The sequence below is a fragment of the Bacteroides luhongzhouii genome (genome assembly GCF_009193295.2).
GTDB lineage: Bacteria > Bacteroidota > Bacteroidia > Bacteroidales > Bacteroidaceae > Bacteroides > Bacteroides luhongzhouii.
On the sequence record NZ_CP059973.1, the window covers coordinates 5,363,275 to 5,380,415 of the forward strand.

General features: G+C 45.9%; 12 protein-coding genes. 7 read left to right on the forward strand and 5 right to left on the reverse strand.

Annotated features, from left to right (window positions below; genetic code table 11):
- The 7 genes from GD631_RS20500 to GD631_RS20530 all read left to right on the forward strand — a co-directional run bounded on the left by GD631_RS20500 (nucleotide 1) and on the right by GD631_RS20530 (nucleotide 11,518).
- The gene (locus GD631_RS20500) at nucleotides 1-873 is read left to right on the forward strand and encodes an electron transfer flavoprotein subunit beta/FixA family protein (protein ID WP_143259347.1); all 873 of its coding nucleotides are present in this window, start codon (nucleotides 1-3) and stop codon (nucleotides 871-873) included.
- A 2-nt stretch (nucleotides 874-875) separates the two neighbouring features.
- On the forward strand, nucleotides 876-1,895 hold the full coding sequence (locus GD631_RS20505; protein WP_143259346.1) for an electron transfer flavoprotein subunit alpha/FixB family protein: 1,020 nt from the start codon (nucleotides 876-878) through the stop codon (nucleotides 1,893-1,895).
- A gap of 6 nt (nucleotides 1,896-1,901) precedes the next feature.
- Nucleotides 1,902-3,608 (forward strand): acyl-CoA dehydrogenase family protein, encoded by a 1,707-nt coding sequence (locus tag GD631_RS20510; RefSeq protein WP_143259345.1) that lies wholly within the window; start codon nucleotides 1,902-1,904, stop codon nucleotides 3,606-3,608.
- A gap of 152 nt (nucleotides 3,609-3,760) precedes the next feature.
- Nucleotides 3,761-5,515, forward strand: a complete 1,755-nt coding sequence (locus GD631_RS20515; RefSeq protein ID WP_143259344.1) for a rhomboid family intramembrane serine protease — start codon at nucleotides 3,761-3,763, stop codon at nucleotides 5,513-5,515.
- Nucleotides 5,516-5,522: 7 nt separating this feature from the next.
- Nucleotides 5,523-5,942 carry a hypothetical protein gene (locus GD631_RS20520; protein WP_143259343.1) on the forward strand — a complete coding sequence of 140 codons (420 nt, stop codon included), beginning with the start codon at nucleotides 5,523-5,525 and terminating at the stop codon, nucleotides 5,940-5,942.
- 37 nt (nucleotides 5,943-5,979) lie between these two features.
- On the forward strand, nucleotides 5,980-11,040 hold the full coding sequence (locus GD631_RS20525; protein WP_143259342.1) for a DUF4132 domain-containing protein: 5,061 nt from the start codon (nucleotides 5,980-5,982) through the stop codon (nucleotides 11,038-11,040).
- 7 nt (nucleotides 11,041-11,047) lie between these two features.
- The gene (locus GD631_RS20530) at nucleotides 11,048-11,518 is read left to right on the forward strand and encodes a GAF domain-containing protein (protein ID WP_143259341.1); all 471 of its coding nucleotides are present in this window, start codon (nucleotides 11,048-11,050) and stop codon (nucleotides 11,516-11,518) included.
- A 112-nt stretch (nucleotides 11,519-11,630) separates the two neighbouring features.
- On the opposite strand, the gene GD631_RS20535 is transcribed toward GD631_RS20530, so the two are convergent.
- From GD631_RS20535 to GD631_RS20555, 5 genes are all read right to left on the reverse strand, one after another.
- Entirely contained in the window at nucleotides 11,631-11,945 is a 315-nt protein-coding gene (locus tag GD631_RS20535; RefSeq protein ID WP_185911649.1) for a chaperone modulator CbpM, read from the reverse strand.
- A gap of 14 nt (nucleotides 11,946-11,959) precedes the next feature.
- Nucleotides 11,960-12,925: a DnaJ C-terminal domain-containing protein gene (locus tag GD631_RS20540; RefSeq protein ID WP_143259339.1), complete on the reverse strand. Its 966-nt coding sequence runs from the start codon at nucleotides 12,923-12,925 to the stop codon at nucleotides 11,960-11,962.
- A 94-nt stretch (nucleotides 12,926-13,019) separates the two neighbouring features.
- Entirely contained in the window at nucleotides 13,020-14,723 is a 1,704-nt protein-coding gene (locus GD631_RS20545; RefSeq protein ID WP_143259338.1) for a phosphoethanolamine transferase family protein, read from the reverse strand.
- A complete protein-coding gene (locus tag GD631_RS20550; protein ID WP_185911526.1) occupies nucleotides 14,710-15,909 on the reverse strand; it encodes a BamA/TamA family outer membrane protein in 1,200 nt (399 codons plus the stop codon). The genes GD631_RS20545 and GD631_RS20550 overlap by 14 nt, the downstream gene beginning before the upstream one ends.
- Before the next feature lie 89 nt (nucleotides 15,910-15,998).
- On the reverse strand, nucleotides 15,999-17,012 hold the full coding sequence (locus GD631_RS20555) for a threonine aldolase family protein (RefSeq protein WP_143259337.1): 1,014 nt from the start codon (nucleotides 17,010-17,012) through the stop codon (nucleotides 15,999-16,001).
- Nucleotides 17,013-17,141: the final 129 nt, after the last annotated feature.

Genomic DNA, 17,141 nt, shown 5'->3' on the forward strand with positions numbered 1-17,141 from the left:
ATGAGTTTGAAAATTGTTGTATTGGCAAAACAAGTTCCCGACACACGTAACGTTGGGAAAGATGCCATGAAAGCCGACGGAACGATTAACCGTGCGGCACTCCCCGCCATCTTCAACCCCGAAGACCTGAATGCTCTCGAGCAAGCTCTCCGATTGAAAGATGCTCATCCAGGCTCTACCGTAACCGTTCTGACAATGGGACCGGGACGGGCAGCCGACATTATTCGTGAAGGACTTTTCCGTGGTGCAGATAACGGTTACTTATTAACCGACCGTGCTTTTGCTGGTGCAGACACACTGGCTACGTCTTATGCACTTGCCACTGCCATCCGCAAAATCGGTGACTGTGACATTATTATCGGTGGTCGCCAGGCAATCGACGGTGACACGGCACAGGTAGGTCCGCAGGTAGCAGAAAAGCTGGGATTGACGCAAATCACATACGCAGAAGAAATTCTGGAAGTGGGCGATGGTAAGATCAAGGTGAAACGCCACATCGACGGTGGGGTTGAAACTGTAGAAGGCCCGCTGCCTATCGTGATTACTGTCAACGGTTCTGCAGCTCCTTGCCGTCCGCGTAACGCTAAATTGGTTCAGAAATACAAACATGCCAAAACTGTTACTGAAAAACAACAAGGCAATCTTGATTATACAGACTTGTATGACAAACGCGATTATCTGAATCTGGCAGAATGGAGCGTAGCCGACGTAAACGGTGATCTCGCACAATGCGGTCTGTCCGGTTCGCCGACAAAAGTGAAAGCCATCCAGAACATCGTGTTCCAGGCTAAAGAGAGCAAAACCATCAGCGGCAGTGACCGTGACGTGGAAGACCTGATTGTTGAACTATTAGCTAACCACACCATCGGATAATCATGAATAACTTATTTGTATATTGCGAAATAGAAGAAGGTAACGTTTTAGACGTCAGCCTCGAACTTCTGACCAAAGGTCGTTCGTTAGCCAACCAGTTGAACTGTCAGCTCGAAGCGGTGGTTGCCGGAACCGGCCTCAAAGATATTGAAAAACAAATCCTTCCTTACGGAGTAGACAAACTTCACGTTTTCGACGGCGAAGGACTTTACCCTTACACTTCACTTCCTCACACAGCTATCCTGGTGAACCTTTTCAAAGAAGAACAGCCACAAATCTGTCTGATGGGTGCCACTGTGATCGGTCGTGACCTCGGTCCGCGCGTTTCTTCTGCTTTGACCAGCGGACTGACTGCCGACTGTACTTCACTTGAAATCGGTGACCACGAAGACAAAAAAGAAGGTAAGACCTACAAGAACCTGTTGTATCAGATCCGTCCGGCATTCGGCGGTAACATCGTTGCTACGATTGTGAACCCGGAACACCGCCCGCAGATGGCAACCGTTCGCGAAGGTGTGATGAAGAAAGAAATCCTCTCTCCGACTTATCAGGGAGAAGTGATCCGTCACGATGTGAAAAAGTATGTAGCTGATACGGACTATGTAGTGAAAGTAATCGAACGCCACGTAGAAAAGGCAAAGAACAACTTGAAAGGTTCTCCGATTATCGTAGCCGGTGGATACGGTGTAGGTTCGAAAGAAAACTTCGACCTGTTGTTCGACCTCGCTAAAGAACTTCACGCAGAAGTAGGCGCCAGCCGTGCTGCTGTTGACGCTGGTTTCGCAGATCACGATCGCCAGATCGGTCAGACAGGTGTTACGGTTCGTCCGAAACTCTACATCGCTTGCGGTATCTCCGGACAAATCCAACATATTGCCGGTATGCAGGAAAGCGGTATCATCATCTCTATCAACAACGACCCTGAAGCTCCTATCAATACGATTGCAGATTATGTAATCAACGGAACAATCGAAGAAGTTGTACCGAAGATGATTAAGTATTATAAACAAAATAGCAAGTAAGGAAAGATGGCCAATTATTATACAGACATACCGGAACTCAAGTATCACTTGAACAATCCGATGATGAAACGTATTTGCGAACTCAAAGAACGCAACTACAGAGATAAAGATGAATTCGATTATGCTCCGATGGACTTCGAAGATGCTGTAGACTCTTATGATAAAGTGTTGGAGATTACCGGAGAAATCACAGGAGAAATCATTGCCCCTAACGCAGAAGGTGTAGACGAAGAAGGTCCTCACTGTGCCAATGGTCGCGTAGAATATGCTTCAGGAACCAAACAAAACCTGGACGCAATGGTGAAAGCCGGCTTGAACGGTATGACCATGCCACGCAAATTCGGCGGTCTGAACTTCCCGATCACCCCGTACACCATGTGCGCAGAAATCGTGGCTGCTGCCGACGCAGGTTTCGGAAACATCTGGTCATTGCAAGACTGTATCGAAACCCTTTATGAGTTTGGTAACTCCGACCAACACAGCCGCTTTATCCCACGCATCTGCCAAGGCGAAACGATGTCTATGGACTTGACAGAACCGGACGCAGGTTCCGACCTACAATCTGTTATGCTGAAAGCTACTTACAGCGAAAAAGACGGATGCTGGTTGCTGAATGGTGTGAAACGTTTCATCACAAATGGTGACGCGGATATTCACCTCGTACTGGCACGTTCGGAAGAAGGAACAAGAGACGGTCGTGGTTTGTCCATGTTCATCTATGACAAGCGTCAGGGTGGCGTGAACGTACGTCGTATCGAAAACAAACTCGGTATCCACGGTTCTCCTACTTGCGAACTGGTATATAAGAATGCAAAAGCCGAACTTTGCGGTGACCGCAAACTCGGTTTGATTAAATACGTAATGGCTCTGATGAACGGTGCCCGCCTAGGTATTGCCGCACAATCTGTAGGATTGAGCCAGGCAGCTTACAATGAAGGTTTGGCTTATGCCAAAGACCGTAAGCAGTTCGGAAAAGCAATTATCGAATTCCCGGCTGTGTATGACATGCTGGCTATCATGAAAGGTAAACTGGATGCCGGACGTGCTTTACTGTATCAAACATCTCGCTATGTTGACATCTACAAAGCATTGGATGACATCGCCCGCGAACGTAAACTGACTCCGGAAGAACGCCAGGAACAGAAGAAATATGCTAAATTAGCAGACAGCTTTACTCCGCTGGCTAAAGGTATGAACTCTGAATATGCAAACCAAAACGCTTACGACTGTATTCAGATTCACGGTGGTTCAGGTTTCATGATGGAATATGCTTGCCAACGCATCTATCGCGACGCACGTATCACCAGCATCTACGAAGGAACTACCCAGTTGCAGACTGTAGCCGCTATCCGTTACGTGACCAATGGTTCTTACATCGCTACTATCCGCGAGTTCGAAGCCATTCCTTGCTCACCGGAAATGGAACCGCTGATGTCTCGCCTGAAAAAGATGGCTGACAAATTCGAAGCAAGCACCAATGCAGTGAAAGAAGTACAAGACCAGGAATTGCTTGACTTCACCGCTCGCAAACTGGTGGAAATGGCTGCTGACATTATCATGTGCCACCTGCTGATCCAAGATGCCAGCAAGTCTTCCGAACTGTTCTCCAAATCTGCACACGTATATTTGAACTATGCAGAAGCGGAAGTAGAAAAGCACTCAAACTTCATCGAAAACTTTGATAAAGAAGACTTGGCTTTCTACAAAAAATAATAAATCATCTATCAAATCTCATAAAAGCATCCCTTCTTACGAAGTGGATGCTTTTTTATTTGTCACATTCTATTATTTTTCATTATTATTCTATACATTTGTCAGTGAGATCAGTAATTTTTTAATCGACGACTCTATATAAGAATAGAAATATGGCACTCAAACCTTCATATAACGACAAACTGCATTTACCGGGTTTATCAAAAACAGAAATCCTTATACTGGCTCTCGAAGCTTCGCAAAAGCTGGAGTGGAATATCGAGGAAGTGACTCTGGAAGGAGCACGATTCGAGGTTCCGTTCAATATGTATTCCCGTGGAGAGGAAATAACCTTTACCATAGAACAGGGAAGCGACGGAGAAGTAGCTGTCCGCAGCCAATCTTCTTCCATACAACTTGTAGACTATGGAAAGAACAGAAAAAACATACAAAAACTACGGGAGACGATGGAGGATATAAAAGTATCCCTTACCCCGGAAGAGCTGACCCAAAAGGCTAAAGATTTCGAGGAAGAGTATAACCGTCCGCTCACAGAAGAAGAGAAAGCCTATTTGGAGGAAGAAAAGAAGAGGAACTCTTTCTGGTCGTTCTTCATTCCCCGCAAAGGTTTTATGGCAACGCCCATCCTGATAGACCTCAACATCCTTGTATTTATTGTGATGGTTGCATCCGGAGTGGGAATCATGTCTCCTTCCACCTTATCACTGCTGAAATGGGGAGCCGACTTCGGACCGTTGACACTAACAGGCGACTGGTGGCGTGCAGTGACCTGTAACTTCATACACATCGGAGCTTTTCATCTCCTGATGAATATGTATGCTTTCATGTATGTAGGACTTCTACTGGAAGGACTGATAGGAAGCCGTCGTATGTTCATGTCTTATTTACTGACCGGACTATGTTCGGCGGCATTCAGTCTTTATATGCACGGCGAGACAATCAGTGCCGGAGCCTCCGGAGCCATCTTCGGACTTTACGGTATATTCCTCGCCTTCCTGTTCTTCCATCGCATCGCAAAGGAACAACGGAAAGCATTATTGACCAGTATCCTTATTTTTGTCGGTTACAATCTGGTTTACGGCATGAAAGCGGGGATTGATAACGCCGCACATATTGGCGGGTTATTAAGCGGTTTCCTACTGGGAATCATCTATGTGTGCAGCTATAAATTTGAAAAAGCTGATGCGCAACGCACCGTTTCAATCCTTGGAGAGCTTGGTGTCTTTTGCATTTTCCTGTTCAGCTTCTTGATACTTTGCAAGAACGTTCCCCCTCTTTATCAAGACATACGCGGCGAATGGGAAAGCGGTATTGTAGAAGCCTATCTGAATGGTGAACTGGAAGAAGAAAACGAAGATGGCAACCAATCGGACATGGAGACTGTCGACAGTTCCTCTACCAGTCAATATCCTCCATACGTTCCGGCAGGCAATAACGATACGTGGCTTTCTTATTACGACGCAGAAACAAATTTCAGCTGCCAGTATCCTACTAACTGGAGGAAAATAACAGGAGCGAAAGGATTAACTCCCAACGCACAACCTCCGTTACTCAAGCTCGTTAATGGTGCCAACCAACTGACGGTTACAGCCCTTACCTACGATACACAAAAAGAGTTTGAACATATAAAGAAGTTATCGCTCACTCTCCCGCGAAATGCACAAGGGCAACCATCAGAAGACTATAAAAAGACCGATGTCAACATGAACGGACTCCCCATGACAAAGATCACGAATCCGCTGCACATCGGAGCTCCTGATGAGCCGGGAGAAGATATACAACAAATTGTATTACACTATTTCCAAGAGAGTAAGAAACGAACTTTTACCATTGTCATGCTTGTCTATGATGAAGAAGCCGAAACCGATCTGAATGCTATAGCATCAAGTGTTCAGATCACTCAATAAAGAGAATATGAGAGTATATATCCAAGTCAAACAGTTAGGAAAGCGAAAGTGCAGCATCGAAAAGATTCCTGTCGATTTTCCTGTTCCGCCTGTCGATGTACAGGGGTTGATTGAAGCCATCGTCAGTTGGCAAGTCAGTGAATATAATGAACGCTTGCAACAAAGCGAAGTACTGAAATACCTCACGCAGGAAGAAGTGGAAAATAAAGCAACTTCCGGTAAAGTTGGGTTTGCAGTAAACTATAACGGCAAACCTGCCGCAGAAGTAGAAGCAATCACCAATGCCCTGCAATCTTACGAGGACGGAATTTTCCGTATCTTCATTGACGATACGGAAACTGGAGACTTATCCTCTCCCACCGGACTCAAAGAAGAATCTACCATCACTTTCATCCGGCTGGCCATGCTGTCGGGAAGACTTTGGTAATCATTTTCTTATAAACACACTTAAAACGAAAATAATCATGAGACTTATTTATAATGAAGCATTAAACAAACGGATTGCTCCGTACCTGGAAAGGTTAACGAAAAAGAGAACCAGTTTAGACAAAGAGACAATGACACTGTTGGATGTATTTATGCAATACTTCAACATGGACACCCGGTATGGCGCATACAGCGATAAACTAGAGCCTTGCATCATACATATTATTCAGAAAGAAAAAATTAAGAGTGTTGCCAATCTTTTTGATGGAAAGTTGAACAAAGTGCTCCGTTATCTATTGGGAGACGAATATGCTAACCTGTTCCACACCTATCTGAAACTCAAAGCACGGTGTCCGTACACTCATGGATATTCGCGCCGGTCACAGCGGTCGACGAATCCTCTTCTGCATTTCAGTCACATCATAGATGCGCTGACGGAATTTCTAAAACTACGTGCCACCGGATTCAGCGAACAAGCCATACTGAACGGAGGAAACAATCCGGAAGAAATAGAGACATACAAGGATGCGATGAACTGCCCAAACTGGATGGCCGCCCAAATAGCAGAAGGCAACCAGACTGTCATTGCACACCTCAACAACGTATTGACCAGCGAAAATAATGCCAACCGCCTCAATCAAGGACATCTCCAGGCTATCGCAGTGAGCGGTTACCGCCCGCTGCTGGAACTGGAAGGGAAGTTACTGCTGGCAGCCAAACTGCAGGAAGGTCTCCGTCAGGCTATCGTGGAAACGATGGACGAAGGATGTCCCGAAAGTTATCTCCATCTGTTCTCGGTTATCTGCGACAACGGCCTGCAACGATTTGCCTCCGTGAAACGCGGCATTGCAGTCAGCACGGGTATCGGAGAACAAGACAGCAGCGAGCGTATCACCAACAAATATGTGGAACTGATCCGCCGTTTTCTGAACGACCGGGAAGAAGCACGCAAAGCCCTCCAAAGCAAAGATACAGTCGAACTCTATCTGGCTCTATGGAGTATCGGATTCTATAATACGGAAGAAATCCAGGCACTCGTTCCGGGAATGATTAAAGACGGTGCCAAATATCAGGTACAGACATTACTTTACTTTTTACGCTGTACGCAATACTCCGGCATGAACCACCGCATCAGTAAAGATGCTTTTGAAAAATGGTACAACGAACCGTCGGTAGTGGCGGCTATTCTGCCGCTGTATCTGTCCGGACTCTATCTTAGCCGATACGGAGGACATAAGGACACCCCGTCACTCTATGATTATTTTGATAGCAAAGAAGAGGCGATCCGCCATTATGGATATCTGAAAAACGTCTATCAGTCCATCTCTGCCAAAGAGATTTATTCTCCTTATGTATTCCCATGGGACAGTGCAGAGCTCACCCGTTCGGAAATCGTTCTCAAGATGGCGTATATTACCTGGATGACCGACGACTCTGCATTGAAAGACGATCTTTGCACCTGTCTGCCCTCTTTGGATACCTATATGCGGGCAGGCTATATCGGTGTCGTATTAAATCCACCGACTAGCCATTTACAGGAAGAATATGTGTTGCAATCACTGGGCGACCGTTCGCTGGACGTCCGTGACGAAGCCTACAAAGTCTTGTCCGAGATGACCCTGTCGCCCGAACAGAATCAGAAAGTAGAAGAGTTGCTGCGCTTCAAATATAGTGAGATGCGTATCAACGCCATCAATCTATTGATGAAACAGCCGAAAGAACAATTGTCCGGCAGCATCCGCCGCTTACTAACGGACAAAGTGGCCGAACGCCGCCTGGCCGGATTGGATATGATGAAGACTATCCACAATATAGAATTCCTGCAAGATACCTATCAGGAACTGATCCCCACCGTCAAAGAAATTCAGAAACCGAACGCGAAAGAAAGAGTGTTGATAGAATCTTTGATTGGCGACGGAACGGAAAAGAGCACCGTACAGCACTATACGAAAGATAACGGATTCGGTCTGTACGACCCGGCTCTTGAAGTCAGTCTGCCGGAGATTACCCAGGATAAAGGATTCAACGTGAAAAAAGCATTCGAATTCATTTGTTTCGGAAGGGCTAAACTTGTATTTAAAAAACTAAGCAAATACATCGAAACCTATAAGAACGAAGAGTTCAAGAATGGATATGGAGAAGCACGCCTGGTAGGAAACAGTGTCCTGATAAACTGGAGTAACTACGGAGGATTGAGCGGACTCGGTTTCCCGGAACTATGGAAGACCTTCTACGAAGAAGAAATAGGAAGCTATGACAAATTACTGATGATGAGTTTCATGCTTGCATCGACAGGCACTCCTAAAGACGATGACGACTACGATGAAGAGGATGAGGAAGACATCAAGGCAGACCAGAAATCAAGCAATACTTTCGAGCCGCTTGTCAACCGGATGTATGCCGGCATCACTTACCGCGGATTGCAGAAGGAGCTCCGCAAGATGCCTTACTACGAACAGATGAGTGATATTATCGAAGCATTGTCATACGAGTATAAAGACGAAGCAGTCTACCAACGATTGGCTGTCAATATGCTGCTCCAACTGTTGCCTTTGCTGAACACCAAAAACATTTTCCGTCAGTACACCAACAAGCATGCATGGCTTCGGGACAAACTGGAATATGGAGAAAAAGAGATCGTTTACCCGATACATAACAACAAGTTCGTGAATTTCTGGCTTGAAATGCCTCAAAAGCCCATGAGTGATGATCTGTTTATCCGCTACTTCACGGTGCGCTATCAACTTTACAAGCTCACCAACTACATGGAACACACACCCGAACTGGAGGAAACAGACTCTTACCTGCATGCCACGGACTTCGCCCGTGCATGGATGCTCGGAATCATCCCGACAGAAGAAGTATACCGCGAAATGATGGGACGTATCAGCTCGCCCGCCCAGATCAAGGCAATCACCACGGTATTGAACGACAATGTTCGTTTCAATAAGGAAAAAGAAAGATACGCCGACATCAAAAACGTTGATTTCTCTCTCTTCCGTTCTCTTGCACAGAAGATAGTAGACCGGATTCTTGAAATCGAACTAAAACGAGGAGACTCCGAGACACAAGTTACCAGCCTTGCAGAGGAATTAAGTTATATTTATGGAGCAGACAAATTTATCCACATTCTGCAAGCATTCGGCAAAGATACTTTCATACGCGACAGCTACAACTGGGGCAGTACCAAGCGAGGCGTATTGAGCAGCTTGCTCCATGCTTGCCATCCCCTGCCGACAGATACCAGCGAAAATCTGAAGAAACTGGCGAAACAAGCCGAAATCAGTGACGAGCGACTGGTAGAAGCCGCCATGTTTGCTCCGCAATGGATTGAACTGACCGAAAAGGCAATAGGCTGGAAAGGACTGACAAGTGCTGCCTATTATTTCCACGCCCATACCAATGAAACATGTGACGACAAGAAGAAAGCGATCATCGCCCGCTACACTCCTATCGACGTGGAAGACTTGCGGGAAGGCGCTTTTGATATCGACTGGTTCAAGGATGCGTTTAAGACAATTGGCAAACAACGCTTCGAAGTGGTCTACAATGCCGCCAAATATATCTCATGCAGCAATAGCCATACCCGTGCCCGCAAGTTTGCCGATGCCACCAACGGCGCAGTAAAGGCGGCAGATGTAAAGAAAGAAATAATAGCCAAACGCAACAAAGACTTATTGATGAGCTACGGCCTCATCCCATTGGGACGGAAACCGGACAAAGAACTGCTGGATCGTTATCAATACCTGCAAAAGTTCCTGAAAGAGAGTAAGGAATTCGGTGCTCAAAGACAGGAAAGCGAAAAGAAAGCGGTAAACATCGCCCTGCAAAACCTGGCGCGTAACTCCGGCTATGGAGACGTTACCCGTCTGACCTGGAGCATGGAAACGGAACTAATCAAAGAACTTCTCCCCTACCTGTCTCCCAAAGAGATAGACGGCGTAGAAGTGTATGTACAAATCAACGAGGAAGGCAAATCTGAGATGAGGCAAATCAAAGACGGCAAAGAGCTCAACAGTATGCCTGCCAAACTGAAAAAACATCCGTATATAGAAGAACTGAAAGCGGTACACAAAAAGCTGAAAGACCAGTACACCCGTTCCCGCGTGATGCTGGAACAGGCGATGGAAGACTGTACCCGTTTTGAAGAAAACGAATTGCGCAAGTTGATGCAAAACCCTGTCATCTGGCCATTGTTGAAACATCTTGTCTTTATCTGTAACGGACAGACGGGCTTCTACACCGATGGATTGCTGGTGACTGTAAATGCCATTTGCCTCCCGTTAAAACCGAAAGACGAGTTACGCATCGCCCATCCCACAGACTTGTACGCAAGCGGTGACTGGCATGCTTATCAGAAATTTCTGTTCGATAAAGCAATCCGCCAACCTTTCAAACAGGTATTCCGTGAGCTCTATGTTCCGACTCCGGAAGAAGTGGAAGCCACTCAATCCCGCCGTTACGCCGGCAATCAGATTCAACCGCAGAAAACGGTTGCCGTACTGAAAGGCCGTCGCTGGGTAGCCGACTATGAAGACGGTCTTCAAAAGATCTATTACAAAGAGAACATCATCGCCACCATCTATGCTATGGCAGACTGGTTCTCTCCGGCCGACATCGAAGCTCCGACATTAGAATATGTCTGCTTCCACAACCGCAAGGATTACAAGCTGATGAAAATCTCGGAGATTCCTCCTGTCATCTTCTCGGAAGTGATGAGGGACGTAGACTTGGCAGTAAGTGTAGCCCATGCCGGAAGCGTCGATCCGGAAACCAGCCACTCTACCATCGAGATGCGCAGCGTGCTGGTGGAACTGACAATGCCGTTGTTCCATTTCAAGAACGTGAAGATAAAAGGAAGTTTTGCCCACATTGAAGGCAAACTGGGTAAATACAATATCCATCTGGGCAGCGGCGTGATTCATCAGGAAGGCGGCGCGCAGATTGCCGTCCTTCCGGTACATTCGCAAAATCGCGGACGTCTGTTCCTGCCTTTTGTAGATGAAGATCCGAAGACAGCCGAGATATTGACTAAGATTATCTTCTTTGCAGAAGACGATAAGATAAAAGACCCGAGCATCCTGAATCAAATCAAATAGAAAAGAGATGGCAGAAAATTTATTAATCAGTACAGGAAATAAGGAAGAGAAATACCGGGAGTTACTTCCGCAACTGCACGCTCTAGTAAGTACGGAAACAGATCTCATAGCCAATCTTGCCAACATTGCGGCAGCGCTAAAACAGACTTTCGGTTTCTTCTGGGTAGGTTTTTACCTTGTGAAAGAGGATGAACTCGTACTTGGTCCGTTTCAAGGCCCCATTGCCTGTACCCGCATCCGCTTCGGCAGAGGAGTTTGCGGCACAGCCTGGAAAGAGGTCCGGACACTGATTGTTCCTGATGTAGAACAATTTCCCGGACACATCGCTTGTAGTTCGGACTCTAAATCGGAAATAGTAGTACCGATCATCCAACAGGGTGAAGTCGTTGGAGTGCTGGATATTGACAGTGATGCACTGGATAGTTTCGACACCATCGACGCACGCTATCTGGAAGAGATTTGTACGTATATCGGATAAGTTGACGACCGTGCAAACGTCCTGAAAAAACGGAGGCTCTGATTGAATGAATCAGAACCTCCGTTTACTATAAATAGAGCCTCTGTTCAGATCAAACAGAGGCTCTATTTTTTTACCAGTCCATATCTTCTATTTCCCGTTCCCGGTACAGTAGAAGTTGTTTGCGAAGCGAACTCATCTCGCGTCTCATATCTTCCATCCTTTCCAGCAAATGATGAATAGCATCGATACCTTCCATATTGATGGATAAGTCGTAGTACATTCTGCTGTAACGCTCCACGTTCGGGAGTTCCGACAAAAGCAGATAATGTTCACCGCCTTCGGTATGTACGTTAATCAAACCGCCCTCTTCCAACAAGTCGATGAATGAAGGCTCAATATGACATTTGTGACAGTATTCACTGACAATAATTAATTCGGTCTGCATAGTACTCATTCATTTTAGTTCATACTCTGTAATTGACGGAACAACTCTTTCTGTTTGTCGGTCAAGTTCGTAGGAATCTTGACGGAATAGGTCACAATCAAGTCACCGAATTGTCCTTCCTTCTTATAAACCGGGAATCCCTTACCTTTCAGACGGACTTTCGTACCGTTCTGTGTTTCCGGTTTTATCTTCAGTTTCACTTTACCATCCAGCGTGTCGATCACTTTTTCACCACCCAATACAGCAGAGTAAAGGTCTACTTCCACATCTACGTACAGATCGTCGCCCAAGCGTTTGAACACCGGGTCTTCGGCTATCACGAACGTAATGTACAAGTCGCCCGCAGGTCCTCCGTTGATACCTTCGGCTCCGTAGCCCTTCAGTTTGATTACCTGTCCGTCGGCTACACCGGCAGGGATGGTGATACGCACTTGTTTGCCATTTACGGTCAATATCTGCTTATGCGTTTGAGCTGCATCACGAAGGGAAAGATGAAGTTCGGCATTAAAGTCCTGTCCGCGGAATCCCGCAGAGCCTTGTCCTCTTCCTCCCCGATGTCCGAACATTGATTCGAAGAAATCGGAAAATCCACTGGCATTGCCACCGGAGAATCCCTCTCCATCGGAGCTATACCAATAACTTCCGCTACCATCGGAGAAACCTTGACCCGCACCGCCGAATCCGCCGAAACCTCCCGCACCGCCATAGCCTCCGGCTTGTTGCTGTGCACGTTTCTGCGCTTCGAATTCATCGGCATGTTTCCAATGTTCTCCGTACTCGTCGTACTTTTTACGTTTCTCGGGATCACTTAGTACTTCATTGGCTTCATTGATTTCCTGAAACTTATCCTTTGCACTCGGGTCATTAGGATTCAAGTCAGGATGATACTTTCGGGCCAACTTACGAAAAGCCTTTTTGATATCATTCTGCGAAGCACTTTTGTCTACTCCAAGAATCTTGTAATAATCTATATAGGCCATGTTTTATGAATTTAATCGTTCATACATCATACGGCAAATAACACACCAATCACGCTTTTGGATGCAAAATTTAACAAGGATTAAGAGCTTAATATTAATACTTTATATTCCTCTTTTCCAGCATCCGGAAGTCTTGCTTCTTCATGCCCAAATCATCCAGCGGACGGGGTTCGTTGTGATCGTTCAGATAAACTCTCGGTTTCATGGTGTAGTGCGGAGCCGTTACAGACTGCGAATCATTCCGGTAAGAAGTTTCTATTCCGCCTAAAGACAACATGGTCGGGAAGAAAGAGCTGCTGGAAGAAACATTCTTATCCTTATTATCAATGGCGGTATCCCAGTATTCGGGATAAGTTTCGCGATAGTTGTCGGACATCCAGATGAGGAACGGTACGTGAAGTTGATAATAAGAAGGTACGGGAGAAGCATGGAGAAACAGATGGCGGGAATCGTCGAAAATATCCTCACCATGATCGGAAGTGTAGAGCATGGCGGCATCTATCTGCTGTTTTTCCAACATGTGGATTAGGCGTGACAAGAAACCGTCCGTATAACGGATGGAGTTGTCATAGGCATTGACCAGATTATCCCGGTATTTTCTTTCTGCTTCCATCGGATAATCGGGCGTAAAGAAAGCACTCTCCGACGGGTAACGTTCGCGGTAGTTAAAGTGAGAGCCGTAGGTGTGGAGCACGATAAATTGTTTCGTCGCACCTTTAGCCAGTTCCTGCTCCACCAGTTTCAGAAGTTCGTCGTCAGAAGGATTGTAGGAGGATCTGACAGAATCTTCTTTTATAAAATCGTACGTATCGGCTTCCATCCCGAAGAAATCGATAAACGAATGGTTGTAACGTTGGTTGGAGAAAAAGGCTGTCCGGAAACCTGCCTCTTTGAAAGCGGTAATGATTCCTTTCTGATGATAAATAGAATCGTAGTTGCAGGCGGTAACGTCCGACATCAACATGGGGACACTTTTATGTGTCGTATTCGACTCTGTCAGTACTTTCGGGAAAGCAATCAGACCCGTTTGCCGGGATAAGAGTGGGGTTGTTTCACGTTCGTAACCATATAATTGCCAGTTCAGGGCACGGGAGGTTTCTCCCACGACCATTACGTATACTTCCCGTTTTTCTTTCGGATGCGTAGGCTGGGCATGGAAAGTAAAATCCTTTGAAGTACGGTGATAATTCTGCGTCAAGGCGTTTCGTTGGAAGGCAAGACCCACGTTATAACACACGTTTAGTGGATATAAATCGGACTTCAACTCATATCCGGGGTCCTGCACATAGGCTCCGGCAAGGCTAAGGAGGGAAATCCCAAAGACTATGGAGGCTCTCTTCCGTTCTCTGCGGATAAATTCTGCCGTAAGTTTCCGCTTACGTACAATTGAAATGGTCCCTAATATCAGAGCAGGTACGTAGAGTATGATTACAGCAATAATGGCAGGTGTGAGATTATCAAGCAGTTCCAGGGCTTCACTTGAATTGGTAGTCACCAGGTTCAGAAACATATCGACAGCGATAATGGACTGGCCGAACAAATAAAGCAATACAATCTGAAAGGCTCCGAAAAACAGGAACAGGAATAAAATCCAAAGCATCTTGCCACAGTTTCTCGACAAAGTCATCAACAGATAATAGCAGCCGAAAGGCAAAAGCACATTACACACCTTTGCCATCAACGGTAAAGGCTCCGTCAAACAGAGCACAAGGTTAGGTACTATCAAGATGAAGAGGAACAGATAAAACAAATGCTCCTGATTCTCCAACCAATTCTTTATATTCTTAAAAAGCTTCATTGATATTAAAAATAAATCCGGTCTGGTGTTTGCCAAACCCTAAATCCAAACGTACATTTACTCTCTTCTTAAATTCCCAACGATAACCGAAACCATAATTAGGCAGAATATGCTTCGAAGTAAACTCGGAAAGTCGTGGAAAAATCGTTCCCGCTCCTGCCCATACAGCTACTCCATTCCGTTTCCAGACGTGCTGCCGGAGTTCTATTTGCGCATCCATTGCTCCCTTGTCCCGATAGCGTCCTTCGTAATATCCGCGCATGGAGTAAGAGCTTCCCAGCGTTGCCATCAATCCCCACGGGGTATCGCCATAGGTAAGCAATGTATGGAATTGTCCTGCCAACACTCCGCCTTTCCATACCGGCTGATAATAGCTGGTAGTCAGTTCTGTGCTGCTAAAAGCATATTTATTGCCGAGAAAAGCCGGGCTGAATCGCTGGTCTATCCGCAAGTAATAGCCGTGAGATGCATTTGTCAGGAAATCACGTGAATCGTAAAGGAGGGAAAGTCCCAGACTGGTATTGGTAGTCCGTGCCGCCATTCCTTCCCATAGTTCCGGTTTATCAAAGTCCCGCCCATCAATATAATCGAATATGGCCATCGGGCCGATGTAGAAGTTCTTTGCCAGTCGAAACATAAAATCGACTTTCACCTGTGCCTGAAAGCGTTTATAATCGCTTTCATTATCAGAGTTGGCTCCATTGTCATATCCCCGTCCCCAATACAGGCTGGGGAAAGAATAGAAATAGAGATTGTAATTCAAGCGGTATTTGTCTTGCGGAAACAGATGGTTCCCACGGACTCCCAACAGGTAGAAGCCGACAGTCGACACATCTCCGTAAAGAGAAACATTGGAGGGAGGAAGAAGCGAATCAATCCGATCGGTGCGATATAGTCCGGCCGCAACCAGTCCGAGCCCGAACTTGGTGTCACTGGAATAGTGAGGACCGCCTATCACACTGAAATCAAACTTTTTATTCTTCTTTTCCTTATTGGCGTCATTGAAGTAATCAAGAAACTTTTTGAAGAAGTTGCGCTTTGCCGGAACAGAATCTTCCATGGTTACAAGTACAGAATCCTCCGGCAGTTCAATTTTAGTAGAATGCAGCTGCGCGCCCAATGGGGTTTGTGTCAATAACAAAATCGCGAATATGATTAGCCTGTTCTGTCTAGTATTCATAATCATAAGAAGTAGAAAACTTTGCGGACAAAGTTAATTTCAAACTTCTTATTACAACAGAGTTTCAGGCGCTTTTGTTGTCCTGAATTTCCTTTTTAACGTTTCAAAAGTCTTATAAACTCGTCTACATCTTCTTCTGTCGTATCAAAAGAAGTTACCAAGCGGATTTCATCCTTCTCTTCGTTCCAGAAATAAAAGAAATAAGACTTCAGCATCCGGTCGATAACCGGGCGGGGCATGGTGAGGAATAGTTGGTTGCTCTCGGCCTTTTGAGTAAAAGTGACTTCGGGCAATTTCTCTAATTCCGCACGAAGTTTGGCAGCCATCGCATTGGCGTGACTGGCATTCTTCAACCAAAGGTCGTCTGTGAGATATGCCGTAAACTGGCAAGAGAGGTAACGCATCTTCGAAGCGAGCTGGGCGGATTGCTTCCGGATGAAACGGGCTTCCGATTGCAGGTCTTCATTAAATACAATCACGCACTCTCCCATCATCAGTCCGTTCTTTGTTCCGCCGAAACTAAGAATATCGACTCCGCAATCCACCGTCAGTTCTTTAAGGGAAAGATTCAGGGCGGCACAGGCATTGGCTATTCTGGCTCCGTCCATGTGTACATACATACCATTCAGATGGGCAAAGTCAGTCAGGCGTTTCAACTCTTCGGGAGTGTAGATGGTACCAAGTTCGGTGCATTGGGAGATGTAGAGAGCTCTGGGTTGCGAATGGTGTTGATCGCCAAAACCGTGCAGGTAAGGTTGCATCAAATCCGGGGTAAGTTTACCGTCGGGAGTAGCAATCGGACGAATCTGACAACCTGTCATTTTCACGGGAGAGCCACACTCATCTACATAGATATGAGCAGTTTCCGCGCAAAAGATGGAATGATACGGGCGGGTCATCAGCTGCAATGCTACCACATTGCTGCCTGTTCCGTTGAATACAAACAAGGGAACACAGTTCGGGGTGAAGGTTTCTTCAATCTTCGCTACGGCTTCTTCCGTCCATTTGTCATCGCCATATCCTAAAGAATGGTCTATATTGGCCCGGTTCAAAGCTTCCATTACCAACGGATGCACACCGGAATTATTGTCAGAGGCAAAACTTCTCATTGTTTCTTGCATTTTAATTCGTGGTGCAAAGTAACAGAATTATTTCCGGAAATCAATTGAAACGAAGATACATTAAAAGGAAAAAAGATAAAAAACAAGAATCACCGAAAGGCTGACTGGGCTGTCATC

Coding starts and splice junctions, on each gene's coding strand:
- GD631_RS20540 (WP_143259339.1), bottom strand. CDS start 12,925: ATGGCCTATATAGATTATTACAAGATTCTTGGAGTAGACAAAAGTGCT.
- GD631_RS20550 (WP_185911526.1), bottom strand. CDS start 15,909: ATGATTATGAATACTAGACAGAACAGGCTAATCATATTCGCGATTTTG.
- GD631_RS20555 (WP_143259337.1), bottom strand. CDS start 17,012: ATGAGAAGTTTTGCCTCTGACAATAATTCCGGTGTGCATCCGTTGGTA.
- GD631_RS20510 (WP_143259345.1), top strand. CDS start 1,902: ATGGCCAATTATTATACAGACATACCGGAACTCAAGTATCACTTGAAC.
- GD631_RS20515 (WP_143259344.1), top strand. CDS start 3,761: ATGGCACTCAAACCTTCATATAACGACAAACTGCATTTACCGGGTTTA.
- GD631_RS20525 (WP_143259342.1), top strand. CDS start 5,980: ATGAGACTTATTTATAATGAAGCATTAAACAAACGGATTGCTCCGTAC.
- GD631_RS20500 (WP_143259347.1), top strand. CDS start 1: ATGAGTTTGAAAATTGTTGTATTGGCAAAACAAGTTCCCGACACACGT.
- GD631_RS20545 (WP_143259338.1), bottom strand. CDS start 14,723: ATGAAGCTTTTTAAGAATATAAAGAATTGGTTGGAGAATCAGGAGCAT.
- GD631_RS20520 (WP_143259343.1), top strand. CDS start 5,523: ATGAGAGTATATATCCAAGTCAAACAGTTAGGAAAGCGAAAGTGCAGC.
- GD631_RS20535 (WP_185911649.1), bottom strand. CDS start 11,945: ATGCAGACCGAATTAATTATTGTCAGTGAATACTGTCACAAATGTCAT.
- GD631_RS20505 (WP_143259346.1), top strand. CDS start 876: ATGAATAACTTATTTGTATATTGCGAAATAGAAGAAGGTAACGTTTTA.
- GD631_RS20530 (WP_143259341.1), top strand. CDS start 11,048: ATGGCAGAAAATTTATTAATCAGTACAGGAAATAAGGAAGAGAAATAC.